Origin of the sequence: Rhizobium sp. C104 (assembly GCF_022354505.1) — a bacterium.
Lineage (GTDB): Bacteria > Pseudomonadota > Alphaproteobacteria > Rhizobiales > Rhizobiaceae > Rhizobium > Rhizobium redzepovicii.
On record NZ_CP092348.1, the window covers coordinates 3,975,413 to 3,991,040 of the forward strand.

13 protein-coding genes and 2 pseudogenes are annotated in these 15,628 nt (G+C 60.2%); 8 read left to right on the forward strand and 7 right to left on the reverse strand.

The window, feature by feature from the left end:
* Positions 1-136 precede the first annotated feature (136 nt).
* The 4 genes from MF410_RS20730 to MF410_RS20745 all read right to left on the reverse strand — a co-directional run bounded on the left by MF410_RS20730 (position 137) and on the right by MF410_RS20745 (position 4,711).
* On the reverse strand, positions 137-1,336 hold the full coding sequence (locus MF410_RS20730) for a mandelate racemase/muconate lactonizing enzyme family protein (RefSeq protein WP_097624903.1): 1,200 nt from the start codon (positions 1,334-1,336) through the stop codon (positions 137-139).
* An 18-nt stretch (positions 1,337-1,354) separates the two neighbouring features.
* On the reverse strand, positions 1,355-2,716 hold the full coding sequence (locus MF410_RS20735; protein WP_097624902.1) for a mandelate racemase/muconate lactonizing enzyme family protein: 1,362 nt from the start codon (positions 2,714-2,716) through the stop codon (positions 1,355-1,357).
* A gap of 64 nt (positions 2,717-2,780) precedes the next feature.
* Complete coding sequence (locus MF410_RS20740) at positions 2,781-3,947, reverse strand: mandelate racemase/muconate lactonizing enzyme family protein (protein WP_097624901.1); 1,167 nt, start codon at positions 3,945-3,947, stop codon at positions 2,781-2,783.
* A 53-nt stretch (positions 3,948-4,000) separates the two neighbouring features.
* Complete coding sequence (locus MF410_RS20745) at positions 4,001-4,711, reverse strand: GntR family transcriptional regulator (RefSeq protein WP_097624900.1); 711 nt, start codon at positions 4,709-4,711, stop codon at positions 4,001-4,003.
* A gap of 208 nt (positions 4,712-4,919) precedes the next feature.
* Between MF410_RS20745 and MF410_RS20750 the strand changes: the two genes are divergently transcribed.
* The 7 genes and pseudogenes from MF410_RS20750 (at position 4,920) to MF410_RS20780 (ending at position 11,954) form a co-directional block, all read left to right on the forward strand.
* Positions 4,920-6,398: a sugar ABC transporter substrate-binding protein gene (locus MF410_RS20750; RefSeq protein ID WP_097624899.1), complete on the forward strand. Its 1,479-nt coding sequence runs from the start codon at positions 4,920-4,922 to the stop codon at positions 6,396-6,398.
* Positions 6,399-6,467: 69 nt separating this feature from the next.
* Positions 6,468-7,426: pseudogene (locus MF410_RS20755) on the forward strand (sugar ABC transporter permease).
* Positions 7,423-8,313 (forward strand): carbohydrate ABC transporter permease, encoded by an 891-nt coding sequence (locus MF410_RS20760; RefSeq protein WP_097624897.1) that lies wholly within the window; start codon positions 7,423-7,425, stop codon positions 8,311-8,313. The pseudogene MF410_RS20755 and the gene MF410_RS20760 overlap by 4 nt, the downstream one beginning before the upstream one ends.
* 11 nt (positions 8,314-8,324) lie before the next feature.
* Positions 8,325-9,422 carry an ABC transporter ATP-binding protein gene (locus MF410_RS20765; protein WP_097625139.1) on the forward strand — a complete coding sequence of 366 codons (1,098 nt, stop codon included), beginning with the start codon at positions 8,325-8,327 and terminating at the stop codon, positions 9,420-9,422.
* Between the two features lie 35 nt (positions 9,423-9,457).
* Positions 9,458-10,621: a mandelate racemase/muconate lactonizing enzyme family protein gene (locus MF410_RS20770; RefSeq protein WP_097624896.1), complete on the forward strand. Its 1,164-nt coding sequence runs from the start codon at positions 9,458-9,460 to the stop codon at positions 10,619-10,621.
* Positions 10,622-10,642: 21 nt separating this feature from the next.
* The gene (locus tag MF410_RS20775) at positions 10,643-11,389 is read left to right on the forward strand and encodes a ribonuclease activity regulator RraA (RefSeq protein ID WP_097624895.1); all 747 of its coding nucleotides are present in this window, start codon (positions 10,643-10,645) and stop codon (positions 11,387-11,389) included.
* A 64-nt stretch (positions 11,390-11,453) separates the two neighbouring features.
* A complete protein-coding gene (locus MF410_RS20780) occupies positions 11,454-11,954 on the forward strand; it encodes a cytochrome b/b6 domain-containing protein (RefSeq protein WP_097624894.1) in 501 nt (166 codons plus the stop codon).
* A gap of 13 nt (positions 11,955-11,967) precedes the next feature.
* Here the strand turns inward: MF410_RS20780 and MF410_RS20785 are convergent, their stop codons facing one another.
* The 3 genes and pseudogenes from MF410_RS20785 to MF410_RS20795 all read right to left on the reverse strand — a co-directional run bounded on the left by MF410_RS20785 (position 11,968) and on the right by MF410_RS20795 (position 14,529).
* Positions 11,968-12,354: a TraB/GumN family protein gene (locus MF410_RS20785; protein WP_239620012.1), complete on the reverse strand. Its 387-nt coding sequence runs from the start codon at positions 12,352-12,354 to the stop codon at positions 11,968-11,970.
* Positions 12,355-12,383: 29 nt separating this feature from the next.
* Positions 12,384-13,456 (reverse strand): annotated as a pseudogene (locus MF410_RS20790) (TraB/GumN family protein).
* 137 nt (positions 13,457-13,593) lie between these two features.
* The gene (locus tag MF410_RS20795; protein ID WP_097624892.1) at positions 13,594-14,529 is read right to left on the reverse strand and encodes a tyrosine recombinase XerC; all 936 of its coding nucleotides are present in this window, start codon (positions 14,527-14,529) and stop codon (positions 13,594-13,596) included.
* A gap of 139 nt (positions 14,530-14,668) precedes the next feature.
* On the opposite strand from MF410_RS20795, the gene MF410_RS20800 reads away from it, so the two are divergent.
* On the forward strand, positions 14,669-15,619 hold the full coding sequence (locus MF410_RS20800; protein WP_097624891.1) for a GNAT family N-acetyltransferase: 951 nt from the start codon (positions 14,669-14,671) through the stop codon (positions 15,617-15,619).
* Positions 15,620-15,628: the final 9 nt, after the last annotated feature.

Genomic DNA, 15,628 nt, shown 5'->3' on the forward strand with positions numbered 1-15,628 from the left:
CCCGCAACCGCTGCTTCCGGGCGACATGCATTAGATAATCGTAACAAAGCATACAGCCGCTTGCCGCGAGGCAGGCGGCTGTTTTGGTTCTATTGCCTGCCGCCGGACAAGCTGGCCGCGACAGGCGCAGGGAGGTTCAGTCGAAAAAGCCCGCATCCTCTTCGCTCAGATATTTCCTGGCCCCTTCAGCGTCGATGTCGAGGCCCAGCCCCGGCGCTTCCAGGAGGTCCACCATGCTGTCCTTCACGATTTGCGGCGGCAATCCGATTACCAGATCCTCCCACCAGGGGTCGGAGGCGCTCGGGTACTCGAACGCGACGTAATTTGCCGGCAACGTGGCGCAGACATTGATCAGCGCGCCGAGGCCCAGCAGGCCGTTGGCAGTGCCGTGCGGTGCCATCAGGATCGAGTGCATATAGGCGTGCTCGGCGACCCATTTGAGCTCGGCAATGCCACCAATATCGGCTGGATCGGGGCCGATGACGCGTACCGCCTGCGTCTCGATCAGTTCCTTGAAATTGTGCCGCAGATAGATCTGCTCACCAGTGTGGATGGGCGTCGAGGTGGAGGTTGTCAGTTCCCGATAGGCCTGCGGATTGACCCACGGCACGTAGTCGCCAGTCAGCATGTCCTCGAGCCACATCAAATTGTACTTTTCGACCGCGCGGGCGAATTTGATCGCGTCGGGCAGCATCCAGCCGGGACCGCAGTCGAGCGCCAGGCTGACTTTGTCGCCGAGCACTTCCTTCATGGCGATCACGCAATCGAGCATGTGATTGAAACCGCGCTCGCTGATCACGCCCTGATCCATGGCGCCGTGATAGCCGGCCTTCTTCTGCGTTACGCCGTAGTGGAAATCTTCGATGGTGTCCTTCATGTTGGAGTGGAACGAGATTCCTTGCTTGATCATGAAGAAGTTCTGCGGCTGCTCCATCATCCACTTGACGTCGGCGGCGTAATCCTCCGGCCGGTCGCCTGTGCGTTTCCGGCGAACAGAGCCGTTATAGACGCGCACCTTGTCCCGCACCTTGCCGCCGAGCAGTTTGTAGACGGGCACACCGGCGGCCTTGCCGGCAATATCCCACAGCGCATGCTCAATCGCGCTCACCGCCGCGCCATAGGGCTTGAAGGAGCCGCGTTGGCGGATCTTCAGCATGACTCGCTCGACGTCGGTCGGGTCCTCGCCGATCAGCGCGTCGCGAAAATGCAGCACCCAGGGCTTCAGATAGGACTTGGTGAATTCGACTTCGCCCAAGCCGTAGAGGCCCTCGTCCGTGACGATGCGGACGATCGGGTGTTTGCCGATGACGGCACAGCGGAGATCGGTGATCTTCATCTTCGGTTCCCTTTCGCCTCAGCTCCAGGTGCGGTCCCAGGAATACTCATCGTCCCAGTGGTCGGTAGGCTGCCATATGGCGGCGACACCCGGCTGCAGATGCTGCGAGATCACCTCGTCGACGACGTCGTCAATCCCGAGGCCCGGTTTGTCCGGAACTGTGATGAAGCCGTTTTGCACCAGCGGCTTCGGAAGGCCGGTGACGATATCGTCCCACCAGTCGACATCGGCGGAATGGTATTCGAGCGCCATGAAATTTTCGGTCGCGGTCGCGACATGTGCCGCGGCCATTGCCGCGATCGGACTTTCCGCCATATGGATGGCCATGGCGACGCCGCGGTCCTGCGCCATATCGCCGATTTTCTTGGTCTCGAGGATGCCCCCGCTGGTGAGCAGGTCCGGGTGGATAACGGAGACGCCGCCGCTCTTGAGAAGAGGCTCGAAGCCCTCCTTGAGGTAGATGTCCTCGCCGGTGCAGATCGGCACCGTGGTGGCGTCCTGCAGTTGTCGGTATTGCTCGGTATACTGCCATGGGATCACATCCTCGAGCCAGGCCGGCACGTATTTTTCAATTCGCCTGGCAAGGCGAATGCCGTTCTGCATCGAGATATGGCCGATATGGTCGATCGCGAGCGGCACATCCATGCCGATGACCTCGCGAACCTCGGCGATGTATTGTTCCAGCAGGTCGAGGCCCTTGTCGGAAAAGTGAAGGCCGGTAAACGGGTGCTGGACGTTATGCAAATCGTAGGCAGCATTGCGGACGCGCCGCTCTTCAATAGTTTTCAGCGGCCCGCGATTGGGAGGATCGCGGTATCCTTCCAATGAGCCGGCAGGAAACACGACCGCCCCGGGCACATCCGCGATCTGCATCAATCCCAAATCCATCTTGAGAAAGGTGAAGCCGAACTCCATGCGCTGCTTGAGGCGCTTACCAGTCTCGGTGCCGCTCGGTACGGCGGCGTCGGTATCGCAGTAGACGCGCACTTTCTCCCGAAAACGGCCGCCGAGCATCTGATAGACCGGGACGCCATATGCCTTGCCGGCAAGATCCCACAACGCGATTTCAATCGCCGATACGCCGCCGCCTTGCCGGCCGTGTCCGCCGAACTGCTTGATCCGGCGAAACAGTCGGTCGATGTTGCATGGGTTCTCGCCAAGCAACCGGCTCTTCAGCATCAGCGCGTAGGTGGCGCTGGCGCCGTCGCGCACCTCGCCAAGCCCGACGATGCCTTGGTTGGTGTAAATCTTCAGCAGCACCGAGGTGAACGGCGCGCCGACGATTTCGGCGACCCGCATGTCGGTGATGCGAAGGTCGGACGGTTTGGAATGCGTGTTCACCCGATTGAGCGCCTCGTCGGCTCCATCTGCCTCTGGCATGATTTATCCTCGTTTTGGTCGGGCGGGCTCGCTGCCGCGCGAGTTGGGACGGCGGAGAGCGTTGCTAGTCCAGCTCTATCTCGTGGTTTTGAAGGTAGTCGCGGTTCATTTCGACGCCGAGACCAGGCTTGGGCGTAAGCTTGAGGCTGCCGTTCGAAACATCGAGCGGTCTGTCGATGAGGTGATCGTATTTGCCCAGGTTCCATTCCGACGTTTCGAGTTTGTAGAAATTGGGAACGGTCATCATCACCTGCGCTCCCGCAACCACGTTGATCGGGCCTGCGGCATCATGCGGCGAGACCGGGATATAGTAGGCTTCACAGAGCGCAGAAATCTTCTTGAGTTCGGTAATGCCGCCGGTCCAGGTGACATCAGGCATGATGTAGTCGGCGAGCCTGTTTTCGAGCACCGGCACGAAATCCCACTTCGTGTGGCCGCGCTCGCCCCACGAGATAGCGGCGCTGACCTTCTCACGAACCTGCCTCAGCGCGTTGAGGCTCTCCGGTGGACAAGGCTCTTCGAACCAGTCGATCTGACCAGCTTCCTCAAGGCTCCGGCAAAGGCGAATGGCGGTGGGAACGTCGAACCGGCCATGCGCATCGATGAGGATGTCGACATCGGGCCCCGCCGTTTCGCGGATGAGGGCCGTCAGTTCGGCGGCTTCGCGCTCATCCTTGCGGGTCATGCTGCCATCGAGGTAGCCGTCTCGCTGTTCGCGCGGCAGTCCATCGGCCGTGCGCCCCTGGTGAGGGAAAGGATCGAACTTGAGCGCCGTGTGGCCGGATTCGACGATGTCTCGGATTTCGCGGACCACAGCCTCATTGCTGGTAAATTTGGCCTGGTTGGGATGGGTGTAGAGCGTAATCTCATCGCGTACCGGCCCGCCCAACAGCTCGTAAATCGGTTTACCCAGGACTTTGCCCCGGATGTCCCAGAGGGCTATGTCGATGGCGCTCACGCATTCGACTGCGGCGCCGCGACTGCCCATGTAGGTGAAACTGCGGAATATCTTGTGCCACAGATACTCGATACGCGCCGGATCCTCGCCTGTCACAGCAGCACCGATCTGCCGCAGGATCGTGCAGAGGGCGCGATTGGCGAGCCTAGTCGTGGTGGTGATTTCTCCCCAGCCGCTCACCCCCTCATCGGTCGTCACTTCGACGAACAGAAACTCTCCCCAATAAGAAGCATCGGACTTGATCAGCCACGGCCGAACGCTGGTGATTTTCATCTCAACTGCCTTTGTCTGAAGTGGTCGGGATAACGATATTCCGGGCGATCTTTTTATCCTGCCCGAGCGGCGTTCCGCGCACGCATGTGTTCGAGGATGTGCCGGCCGGAGCCTTCGACATGGCGTGCAATGAGTTCGCCTGCCTCGTTCGCATTTCCCGCTTTGACATGCGCGATGAGCTCGCGATGCTCGCTCAGGATCGCGGCACGGCGGGCGAGCGTGAAGTTGAAACGCCGGCTCACGGCTCGAAGCACTTCGCGATGCTTCCACCAGAGCTCGGCGGCATGGCGGTTGTAGTGCCTTTGGTACATGACGGTGTGAAAGGTGGTGTCCAGCTCGCTATGCCTGAACGTGTCGGCGAAGTCGTTCTCTTCAATCAAGTCTTGGATGCGTTCGAGTTCAGCAATGTCCTCGACGGTGGCCATATTCACGAACCATCGCGTCAGTGCCGGCTCGATCAAGACTCCTATCTCGTAGATGTCCCGAACAAAATCCTGATCTATGGGCCGGACGCGGGCTCCGCGGTTGGGGACGAAGGTGACAAAGCCCTCCCCGCGCAACAGTTGCAGCGCCTCGCGCACGGGGTTGGTCGAGGTGCCGTGGCGCCGGGCGAGATCGGTAACCACAAGCCGTTCGTTGGCAGCAAGCCGCCCTTCGATGATGTCGTCCCTGATCAGCTGATAGAGCGAGGCACCTTCGCTGGAGGCCCCGATCGCGTCGATCCCTTCGGGTGGCTGCGCTCTAAAATCACTTGTTTCGGCCAAAGTTGTCCCCAATCAATACATGTATTCCTTCGATATCACGCAAGGTTTATGCAAACAATGTACGATTTCTCCAGTTGACAGGCAATCTATCATCTGAAAACGTATGATCTGTCCAAAGAGATACATTGGCCGAAAACGTCCCGCAGCCAATGAGCAAAGACCGCTCGCCTCGACGCAGAGCGGCACGGGGAGAACCTGGAGGATACCTATGACGAGGATTTCACTCGGTGGTGCCATCCTGCGCGGCACTGTTTCCACTGCTTTGATGGTATGGTTGCTGTCCGCGTCGGCGCTGGGAGCGCCGGTCGACCTGAGCAAGTGGTCGCCGGAATATGTGCGCTCCATTGCCGGCACGCAGGATTTTGACACGGCGGCCGATTGCGGCAAGGTCACCCCGCTCGACTATAAGGGGCGACTGACTTTCTGGTATCAGGGCGTGTTCGAGGGCGATCCCGATCTCCTGCGCCAGTATTACAAGGAGTTCTTCGAGACCTTCCGCAAAACCTATCCGAACATCCAGCTTGAGGAGCAAGCCCTCACCTATAACGACCTGCTGGATAAGTTCCGGACCGCGCTCCTTGGCAATGCAGCGCCCATGGCGGTCCGCCTGCAGATCCTGGGTGGCACCGAGTTCGCCTCGAAGGGCTATTTGCAGCCGCTCAAACCCGAGGACGTAGGCTATTCGACCGAGGATTTCTGGCCCGGCGCAATGAAGGCTGTAACCTGGGATGGGGTAACCTACGGCATCCCGACCAATAACGAGACGATGGCGTTCATTTGGAATGCCGACATCTTCAAGCGTGCAGGCCTCGATCCGGACAAGGCTCCGGCAACTTGGGACGACGTCGTCAAGGATTCCAAGCAGATCCACGACAAGCTCGGCATTGCCGGTTACGGCCTCGTGGCTCGCAAGAATGCCGGCAATACGCCGTACCGCTTTATGCCGCAGCTTTGGGCCTATGGCGGTGGCGTCTTCGACGAAGCGACCGCCAACCCGACCTATAAGGAGGTCGAGCTCAACAGTCCGCAGAGCAAGGCGGCATTGCAAGCCTCCTACGATATGTATGTTCGCGACAAGTCGGTTCCGGTTTCGGCGCTCACCAACCAGCAGGCCGACAACCAGCCACTTTTCCTCGCCGGCCAACTCGGGATGATGATCTCGCACCCGTCCGACTACAACGTCATGCTCGACCTGCAGAAAAAGGCGACGGATACCGACAAGGACAAGGCGCAGACGGTAATCGACAATATGCGCTACGGCCTGATTCCGACTGGCCCCGACGGCAAGCGTGCGGTCGTGTTCGGCGGCTCCAACATTCACATCCTGAAGCCCGAATATGTCGAGGGCGGCAAGGTAGACGAGCCGGCTGCAAAGGCGATCATCTGCATGTGGACGAGCCCGGAATGGTCGCTGAAGATGGCCTATGCCGGCTCGAACCCGGGAAACCTCAACGGCTTCAAGACCAAATGGATGAAGGAACGTCTGGATAATATCAAGTTCCTCGATGTCACGACCTCGATGCTGCCATACGGCATTCCGTTCCCGGCGCTGCCACAGTCCCCCGAGATCATGAACATCATCGTCCCGGATATGCTGCAGAATGCCCTGACCGGGGCCATGACCGTCGACCAAGCAGCCGACGACGCAGCCAAGAAGGTAAAAGACCTGATGGACGGCGGACTCTAGTCGAAGCCAGGCGATCTGACCGGCTGCCGACCGCAGCCGGTCTGTTCCAAAGAACAAGGGCGCGGCATAGTGACGATCTTGACTGGCAAGGCCGAGGCTCTCCGAAGACCGCAACCCGATAGGTCCGGCGTGCTGCGAAAGATTTGGGAGCATCGGGCCGACTACGCCTATGTGCTTCCTGCGATCGCGGTGATGCTCATCGTCATAGCCTACCCTATCTATTACACGATCGAGCTGTCGTTCTTTAACACACCGCCTGGCCTGCAGCTGCGGGACAAGATTTTCATCGGCTTCGACAACTACGTTTCCATCCTCACAAGTCCGGTGTTCTGGAAGGTCACCTCGAACACGCTTATCTGGACAGTGGGATCGACGTTCATCTCATTTGTCCTGGGGTTTGGCTGCGCCCTGGCGCTCCATCGTGACTTTGTCGGCCGTGGCATTCTGCGCGCCGTCCTGATCATTCCCTGGGTCATCAGCGCGGTCGCCGCGTCCTATATCTGGAAGTGGATCTACCATTCTGACTTCGGGATCATTGGCGCGGTGCTGGTCGGTCTTGGATGGGCCGACCGGCCGCCGAATTTCATCGACAGCGTAAGAACGGTGCTGCCCTCGCTGATCGTCGTCAATATCTGGCGAGAGTTTCCGTTTGCCATGATCATGATGATGGCTGGCCTGCAGACGGTTCCCGACCAGTTGTTGCGCGCCGCGAAAGTCGACGGAGCCAATGCATGGCAGCGGTTCTGGCATGTCACCTTTCCGCACTTGAGAAACGTCTCGACGGTGACGATCCTTCTGCTGGCAGTGGCCAACTTCAATTCTTTCATCATTCCCTGGATCATGACCGGCGGCGGGCCGTCGAACGCATCGCATATCTGGATCACCCACATTTATGAACTCGCCTTCGGCCGCCAGCGCTGGGGGTGGCATCGGCCTATTCGGTGCTGCTGTTCCTGATCCTGATGTCGCTCGGCTACTTCTACGTTCGTGCGCTGAGCGGCAATGAGCAGAAGGGCGGAAGCGAATGAGCACGATTGCCGAGACTGCTCATCGAGGCCAGGCGCGTCGCCGTATGCGCATCGATGGATGGCGGTGGAGCGGACGCATCTTCCTTGTGTTCATGCTGCTTTACACTGCATTACCGATGATCTGGATGCTGATCACCTCGATCAAATCCGGCTTCGCGGCCATGCAGTTCCCGCCGCAGTGGTGGCCGGACCAACCCACCCTCGCCAGCTACCAGAAGCTGCTCGATCCGCAAAACAGCGTCGGCCAGGACTTCCTGCGCTTCTTCTGGAACAGCCTTTTCGTCTCCACCGCGACGACTATCCTTTCGGTGATCGTGGCGGTTCCAGCGGCCTACGCGTTTTCTCGTTTCACCTTCCCCGGCCGGAACTTTCTGTTCTTCGCCGTCTTGCTCCGCAACATGTTTCCGGCAGTAATCTTTCTCGTGCCGCTCTTCATCCTGATGCGCGCAATCGGGCTGGTAAACACGCATGGGTCGCTCGTCCTCACCTACCTCACATTCGGCCTGCCGCTGGCAATCTGGCTCCTCAAAGGCTTCTACGACAATATCCCGGTGCAGCTCGAGCAGGCGGCACGCATCGACGGGGCAACGCGGTTCCAGGCGTTTTTTTTGATCGTCATGCCGCTCTCGGCGCCAGGAATCATCGCCACGGCGATCTATTCCTTCATTGGCGCGTGGAACGAGTACATCTACGCCTACACCTTCCTCTCCAAGAACGAGCAGTTGACGCTGCCGGTCGGCATCCAGCGCTTCTTCTCGGAAAATACAACGGACTTTCCGGGCCTGATGGCGGCCAGCTTCATGATGAGCGTGCCCGTGGTGGTCCTGTTCCTCGTCCTGCAACGATATTTCGTACGGGCGCTTACGGAAGGCGCAGTCAAACACTAGGGGAGTTGCCGGTGGCCCACGTGGTCCTTCAAGATCTGGTCAAGACCTATGGCAGCTTCAAAGCTGTCAACAATGTTTCGCTGACGGTCAACGACGGCGAATTCGTCGCGCTCGTCGGCCCTTCAGGCTGCGGCAAGACCACCACACTCAATCTCGTGGCCGGGCTGATCCCCATCACATCCGGCGACATCGTCATCGGCGACCGCGTGGTCAACGACCTCGACCCCAAGGACCGCGACATCGCAATGGTGTTCCAGAACTACGCGCTCTATCCGCAGAAATCGGTCTACAAAAATCTGGCGTTCCCGCTGCAGATGCGCAAACTGCCAAGGGACGAGATCGACAAGAAGGTCAAGGAAGCAGCACGCGTGCTCGACATGACGCAGCTGCTCGAGCGCAAGCCGCGCGAACTTTCGGGCGGGCAACAGCAGCGTGTGGCGCTCGGCCGGGCCCTCGTTCGCGATCCGGCGGTATTCCTGATGGATGAACCACTCTCCAACCTCGATGCAAAGCTGCGCGTGCAGATGCGGTCGGAGATCAAGCGTTTCCACCAGGATCTCCAGGCGACAATCATCTACGTGACGCACGACCAGCTCGAAGCGGTCACCATGGCCGACCGGATGGCGGTGATGAACGGCGGCTACCTGCAGCAGTACGATTCCCCGGCGCAGGTCTTTGCCCATCCGGTGAACATGTTCGTCGCCAGCTTCGTCGGCAGCCCGGCGATGAGCCTTGTTCCGCTCGAGGCATCGACTGCAGGCGGCAACACCGTGTTGACCAGCGCGGAGGGCTGGCGCCTCGAGCTCTCGCCAACCAATGCCCGGAAGGTCGAAAGGGCAACAACCAGGAAAGTCGTGCTCGGCGCACGTCACTCGACGATCAAACTGCACAAGAGTGCGATGCCTGGAAGCATCCCCGCCAAAGCCTACACCGTGGAGCCGACCGGAGACGTCACCTTCGTACAGGCGTTCCTATCCGGCGCCATCGTCAATGTCAGCGTGCCGCCAACCGTTGCCGTCGCGCCCGACGAACAGATTTGGCTCGAGTTCGATCAGGAGCGAATGCATCTGTTCGACGGCGAAACAGAAATGGCCCTCAAGGCCAACTGAGGCCCAGCGGATGCGTGTGAAAAACGAGAGCGTAGATGACGACGAAGCTTAAGATCACGGCGATCAAGCCCTATCCGGTATGGGTCGGAACGCGCAACCAGATGCTGGTCAAGGTCGAGACCGACAGCGGCATCTTCGGCTGGGGCGAGAGCGGCTTGAGCGGTCGCGAGAAGGCCGTGACCGGCGCCGTCGAGCATTATCGCGAGTTTCTCATCGGCCGCGATCCGATGCAGATCGGTCGGATCTGGCAAGAGGTTTATCGCAGCCAATACTTCGAAGGCGGGCGTGTCCTGCAGGCAGCGATTTCAGCCATCGACATTGCCCTTCACGACATCAAGGGCAAAGCGCTTGGGGTGCCGGCCTACGAACTGCTGGGCGGCAAGCAGCGCGACCGCATTCCTACCTTCGCCTCGACCGGTGACGAGGCCGAGGGCGAGGTTGCCATCGAACGAGCCCGCGAACTACGCGCACAAGGGTGGCAGGCGATCCGTTTCTTCCCCATCGGGCAAAACAGCAAGGACATTTTCGAGCCGCGGGAGTCGATCGGCGCGACCGCAGCAATGCTGAACAAGGCGCGGGAGGCGCTGGGCGACGACGTCGTCCTCGGCATCGATTATCATCATCGGCTGTCGGTGGCAGAGGCGGCGAGCTTCTGTAACAAGCTCGGTCGTGGCGTGCTTGATTTCCTCGAGGAGCCGATACGAGACGAGGCACCCGAGGCCTACGAATCCCTGCGCACGATGACCGACATCCCGTTCGCCATCGGCGAAGAATTTGCCAGCAAGTGGCAATTCCTGCCTTACATCGAGCGTGGCATCCATCAGTTCAATCGGCTCGATGTCTGCAATGTCGGCGGGCTCACCGAAGCGATGAAGGTCGCAGGCTGGAGCGAGGCGCACTATGTGGACCTGATGCCGCACAATCCGCTCGGCCCGGTCTGCACGGCCGCAACCATCCATCTCGCCGCCGCGGTGCCGAATTTCGCATGGCTCGAGACAAGGGCGCCCGAAGCAAAGCTCGGCTTCGATAATTCCGACTTCTTCCCCGTGCAGCCACGGCTCGACGGTCCCGACTATCCGGTCAGCGATCTGCCGGGGCTCGGCGTCGAGGTCAACGAAGAGGCGATCAGGGCGGAGAGCTTTCGGTTCTGGGAAGCGCCGCATCTGAAGCGCCGCGATGGTTCTGTCACAAACTGGTAGTTTCACCCACCGGAGCCCAAGATGACGCATAAGCACGACATTCCGCGACCGCCCAGAGAGCTGATCGACGCACTGAAGGAAATCGGCGCCGCGACGGTCTCCGGCACGCTCGGCCACATGGGCTTCCGCAATCCGCACATGGTCGGTCCCGTGCCGCAGAATCGCGGGAAGTCGATCGTCGGGCCGGCCCTGACCCTTCAATTCATGCCGCAGCGGCCGGACCTCTTCACCGAGGGAGAATATGCAGATCCGGAGACGCAGTTGCACCGCCATGTGCTTTATCAGGTGCAGGAGGGCGATGTGGTCGTGGTCGACGCGCGCGGCGACATGAGCTCGGGCGTCTTCGGCGATATGATGTCGACCTATTTCAAAGGCAGAGGCGGTGCCGGCATCGTGATCGATGGGTGCATGCGGGATCGGCCGAATGTCGAAAAGCTGGATCTTCCTCTATGGCTGCGCGGCTGGACGCCCAACTATCATGTGCAGACCGGCATCTATCCCAACGCCGTCAACGTTCCGATTGCCTGCGGCGGTGTGACGGTCATCCCCGGGGACATCATTGTCGCCGACGATGACGGGGTGGTGATGCTTCCAGTCGCGATGGCGCCGAAGGTTATCGAAGAATCGCAAAAGCATCACGATTGGGAGGAGTTCTCGCGAGTGAAATTGATGGGAGGCGGGTCGTTGCAGCGCTACTATCCGCTGCATGACGACGCCCGCGAAGAGTACGAGAAGTGGCGCAAAACAAACCGCTTGGGAACAACTTAGCCATGAATTACCCTTAGTCTGGTGTTCTGAATCTCAGAGTAAACATTTGACGAAGGTCGAGAAAATGCAGCAGCCGTCCACCATGGCTTACAGTCTCAATCAACGCTTCCTGCATTGGGCGATCGCGCTTTTGATCTTCTTCAATCTGCTGTTTCCCGACGGCATGAATGTCTGGCATCGGCTGATGCGCAGGGGCGAGGTGCCGACACCCGAGCAGGTTGCGTCGGCGAATATCCATGCCTATGTCGGCATCGCCATCCTGCTGCTTGCGATCATACGGCTCGGACTGCGATTTACCAGAGGCGCGCCGGCCGAGGTGGTGGAGGAGCCGGCGATCTTCCGCCTTGCGGCGAAGCTTACCCATATTGGTCTGTATATCCTGATCTTCGCCATGCCGCTTACGGGCATCGCCGCCTACTATTTCGGCATCAATCCCGCCGGGTCGTTCCACGCGGACGTTCTGAAGATCATTCTCTGGGCGCTGATCGCGGCCCATGTCGCGGGCGCGCTTGTCCATCAGTTTTATTGGAAAACCAATGTGTTGCGCCGGATGACGCTCGGCTGAGCGCCTGGTCGGTTCAGTTCACGGCGGTGACGGTGAAGCCCTGCCGGCGCAGCAGTTCAACCAAACCGTCGTCGCCGGGCAGATGCGCCGCTCCGACGGCGATCATGGTGCGCCCTTTGTCGAGATAGGGCTTTGCCCGTTCAGCCATGACCTTGTTTCGATCCGTTATCACACGGTTTTCGAATGCTTTTGCAGCAGTCTGATCTGTCGAAACGAACTCCATCAATGAGTAGATCATTCCGACGTCGCCGTGATCGTATAAGTCGATCATCGTCTCGGATATGTCATCCACACCATTGGGAAGCGCCAGAAATTCCCTCAGGTTTTGAAGCATGAGATTGTCTGGGACATCCGACATGGCTTCAAGCTGTTCGACCGGCGTTTCCAGGCCGAAGCGCAAGGAGCGGATCTGAAAGATCGCGGCGCGCTTTAGTTCACCGCAGTCACGGTAAACCCCTGCTGGCGCAGCAGTTCGATGACGCCGGCCTTGCCGGGCAGGTGCAGGGCGCCGACCGCCATGAAGACGTTGCCGCCGTCGAGAATGGGGGCGGCGCGCTCGGCCATCACCTTGTTGCGGTCGAGGATGACGCGCTGTTCGAAGGCGGCGTAGTTGCTGTCTTCGCCTTCCGTCTCCGGCGTCACGGTCTTCAGCATCGGCATGGTCAGGCCGATATCGCCGGAGAGATAGAGGTCGGTCATCGTCTCGACGACGTCACTCATCTTGTCGCCGAGCTCCAGCGTCTCGATCAGCGACTTCAGATGGAATTCGATCGGCAGGTCGGCCATGGCCTGGATCTGCTCGGCAAGGGTCTCCAGCCCCTTGACCTGTTTTCCCTCGGCAGCCGCATCAGCGGCGATTTTCTGGTCGAGGAACTGCACGCCTTTGGCCTTTCGGGCGATTTCGCAGGCCGGCAGGGCGACGGCGCTCGAGATCATCCAGGGCCGCATGCGGGAGACGGCACCGAGCGGAATGCCGCGCTGCTTCAGGCCGGCTTCGAGGCGCTTGTAGTCCTCGGGGAGAGCAGCTTGTCGATCGTCGTGCCGTCGGTGAACATCGTCAGTTCCGGCTTTGCAAGCAGGGCGGCGGTCGCCTTCCGCTCATCGAGGATCTCGTCGGATTCGATGATGATCGTATTGGCCGCGTCGTGGGCGGCCTGGGCTCGCGGCGGCAGGGCCAGCACGCGCGGATCGGTGACATGCATGCTGCCAAGCAGCCATGAAGGCTGAAGTCCTGCCTTTTCGATCTTCCAGAAGATGCCCTTGCCGTTTGGCGTCGCGTCGGCTTCCTTCAGCGCCTCGCCGTAGCGGGCGGGATCGTTCTGCTGCAGCTCGACCATCAGGTTGCGGCCGGTGCAGGCCGCGTCTTCGGCCGCCGCCGGCCTTGCCGCCAGGAAGGCCAAAAACAGGGCCGCAAGAAGCAGCATATGAAAGGCCGCAATCAGCCAGAGCAGCAGATTGCCGGATGCTGCGAGAAAAGTCCGGCGGCCGATGGATGTCGTCATAATGATGTTCCGGTCACATGCCTTGTGGTTTCAAGCTCTACGCCCGGCTTGCGCATAATCCTTTAAGAGAATGCGTTAACGAAAGCTTAGAGTCTTCCTTGCTCCGGCAGGATGTTTCGATCCGACCAGAAAAGGCTCTACGCGCGCGGATGAGCGCGATCATACACCTCAAGCAGCCGCGATGCATCGACGCCGGTATAGACCTGTGTCGTCGACAGGCTGGCATGGCCGAGCAGCTCCTGGATGGTGCGCAGATCGCCGCCGCCGGCAAGCAGGTGGGTGGCGAAGGAATGGCGCAGCGCATGGGGCGTCGCCGTCTCCGGCAAGCCGAAGGCGCTGCGCAGCTTCTGCATGGCGCGCTGGATGATCGCCGCCTGCAGCTTGCCGCCGCGGGCACCGCGAAACAGCGGCTCGCCGGGCTCGAGATGATAGGGGCAGAGCGTGCGGTATTTCTCGACCGCGTCGAAGACCACGGACAGCAGCGGCACCAGCCGCGTCTTGTTGCCCTTGCCGGTGATGCGCAGCGTTGTGGCGCCCTTTTGCAGGTCTGAGGGAATGAGATCGAGCGCTTCGGAGATGCGCAGGCCGCAGCCGTAGAGCAGCGTCATGACAGCCGCATCGCGGGCGGCGATCCAGGGTTCGTCATGAAGCTGGGCTTCGTTGCTGACGACGGTGATCGCCTGCGTGTCCGACAGCGGTTTCGGCAGCGATTTCGGCTGTTTCGGCGAACGGATCGCGCCGGCGCCGGCGGCATTGACCAAGCCCATTTTTTCCAAATGGCGCAGCAGCGAACGAAGGCCGGCGAGATTGCGGCCGAGCGAGCGGGCGCCGGAGCCTTGCTTGCGCCGTGCGGCCAGGAAGGCGCGGAAATCGGCGGGACGCAGCTCCCTGATATCGCCAAGCGTCGCCGGGCCGGCGAGATGGCCGGTCAGGAAGGTCAGGAACTGGCGGGTGTCGCGCTCATAGGCATCGAGTGTATGCTCGGAAAGACGACGCTCGCGGGCGAGATTTTCGAGCCATGCGGCCCGTTCCGCCATCAGGCGCGGATCGGCGATAACAAGTAGTTCGTTCACGTCGCTGGCCTTGAATTTGCCTTCAAGTCCGCCAATTTGAAACAGGAACGGTTATGGAATTGCTAATGCCCGCCAAGCCTTTGTCATCCTTAGATCATATTCCACTGCGATAGCTTATAGCCCATAGACAGGATCTTTCATGGCACGGCGCGACTCCATGACGGCTTTCGGACAGCTCGCGGAAGCGATCGCTCTCGTTTCACAGGGAAAGCCCGGTCATATCGTCGATACGCTGATTGCCGAACGTGGCCAGAGGATCGTAAAACATCCGCTCTGGCCGGTCATGCGGCCGTTCCTCTACACGCTGCTGCGCTACAACAAGGCGATCGAATTCGCCAATGCCGTCGCCAAGATGCCGGGTTTCCAGTCGTTCGAATATCTGAGCGACGTGCTGAAACTCGATATCGGCGTCACCAACGGCGAACGCATTCCCGATGCCGGCGGCTTCATTCTCGTCAGTAACCACCCCACCGGCATCGCCGACGGTGTCGCCGTGTTCGATCTCCTGAAGACGCGCCGGCGGGATATGATGTTCTTCGCCAATCGCGATGCGATCCGCGTCAATCCGCGGTTTGCCGAGATGATCATTCCCGTCGAATGGCGCGAGGAGCACAAGAGCAAGCTCAAGGCGCGCGAGACGCTGCAATTGACCAACCACGCGGTCAGGGAAGGCAAGGCGACGGTGCTCTTCCCATCAGGCCGCATCGCCTATTGGGCCAACGGCCGGCTGAACGAACGCCCGTGGAAAACCTCGGCCGTCGGGCTGGCGCGCAAATACAATCTGCCGATCCTTCCCGTCCACATGACCGCGCGCAATTCCGGCCTGTTCTACTGGCTGGCGAAGTGGTCGACCGAGCTTCGCGACATGACGGTCTTTCACGAGCTGTTGAACAAGCGCGGCGACCGTTTCGATTTCGTGATCGGCAACCTTATTCCCGCCGAACATCTGGACGGTGATCTCAACGATGTGACCAAGGCGCTGGAGAAACATACGGTGCACGATATGGCGGCGGATGGCGACGCGACCTTCGTGCCTGTCAGCCTCCCGGCTGCGGCAACGCCTCGCGAGCTTGCCGTTCCCGCAGTCTAATAGGTTTTG

Coding starts and splice junctions, on each gene's coding strand:
- MF410_RS20770 (WP_097624896.1), top strand. CDS start 9,458: ATGACGACGAAGCTTAAGATCACGGCGATCAAGCCCTATCCGGTATGG.
- MF410_RS20740 (WP_097624901.1), bottom strand. CDS start 3,947: ATGAAAATCACCAGCGTTCGGCCGTGGCTGATCAAGTCCGATGCTTCT.
- MF410_RS20760 (WP_097624897.1), top strand. CDS start 7,423: ATGAGCACGATTGCCGAGACTGCTCATCGAGGCCAGGCGCGTCGCCGT.
- MF410_RS20730 (WP_097624903.1), bottom strand. CDS start 1,336: ATGAAGATCACCGATCTCCGCTGTGCCGTCATCGGCAAACACCCGATC.
- MF410_RS20750 (WP_097624899.1), top strand. CDS start 4,920: ATGACGAGGATTTCACTCGGTGGTGCCATCCTGCGCGGCACTGTTTCC.
- MF410_RS20800 (WP_097624891.1), top strand. CDS start 14,669: ATGGCACGGCGCGACTCCATGACGGCTTTCGGACAGCTCGCGGAAGCG.
- MF410_RS20780 (WP_097624894.1), top strand. CDS start 11,454: ATGCAGCAGCCGTCCACCATGGCTTACAGTCTCAATCAACGCTTCCTG.
- MF410_RS20775 (WP_097624895.1), top strand. CDS start 10,643: ATGACGCATAAGCACGACATTCCGCGACCGCCCAGAGAGCTGATCGAC.
- MF410_RS20735 (WP_097624902.1), bottom strand. CDS start 2,716: ATGCCAGAGGCAGATGGAGCCGACGAGGCGCTCAATCGGGTGAACACG.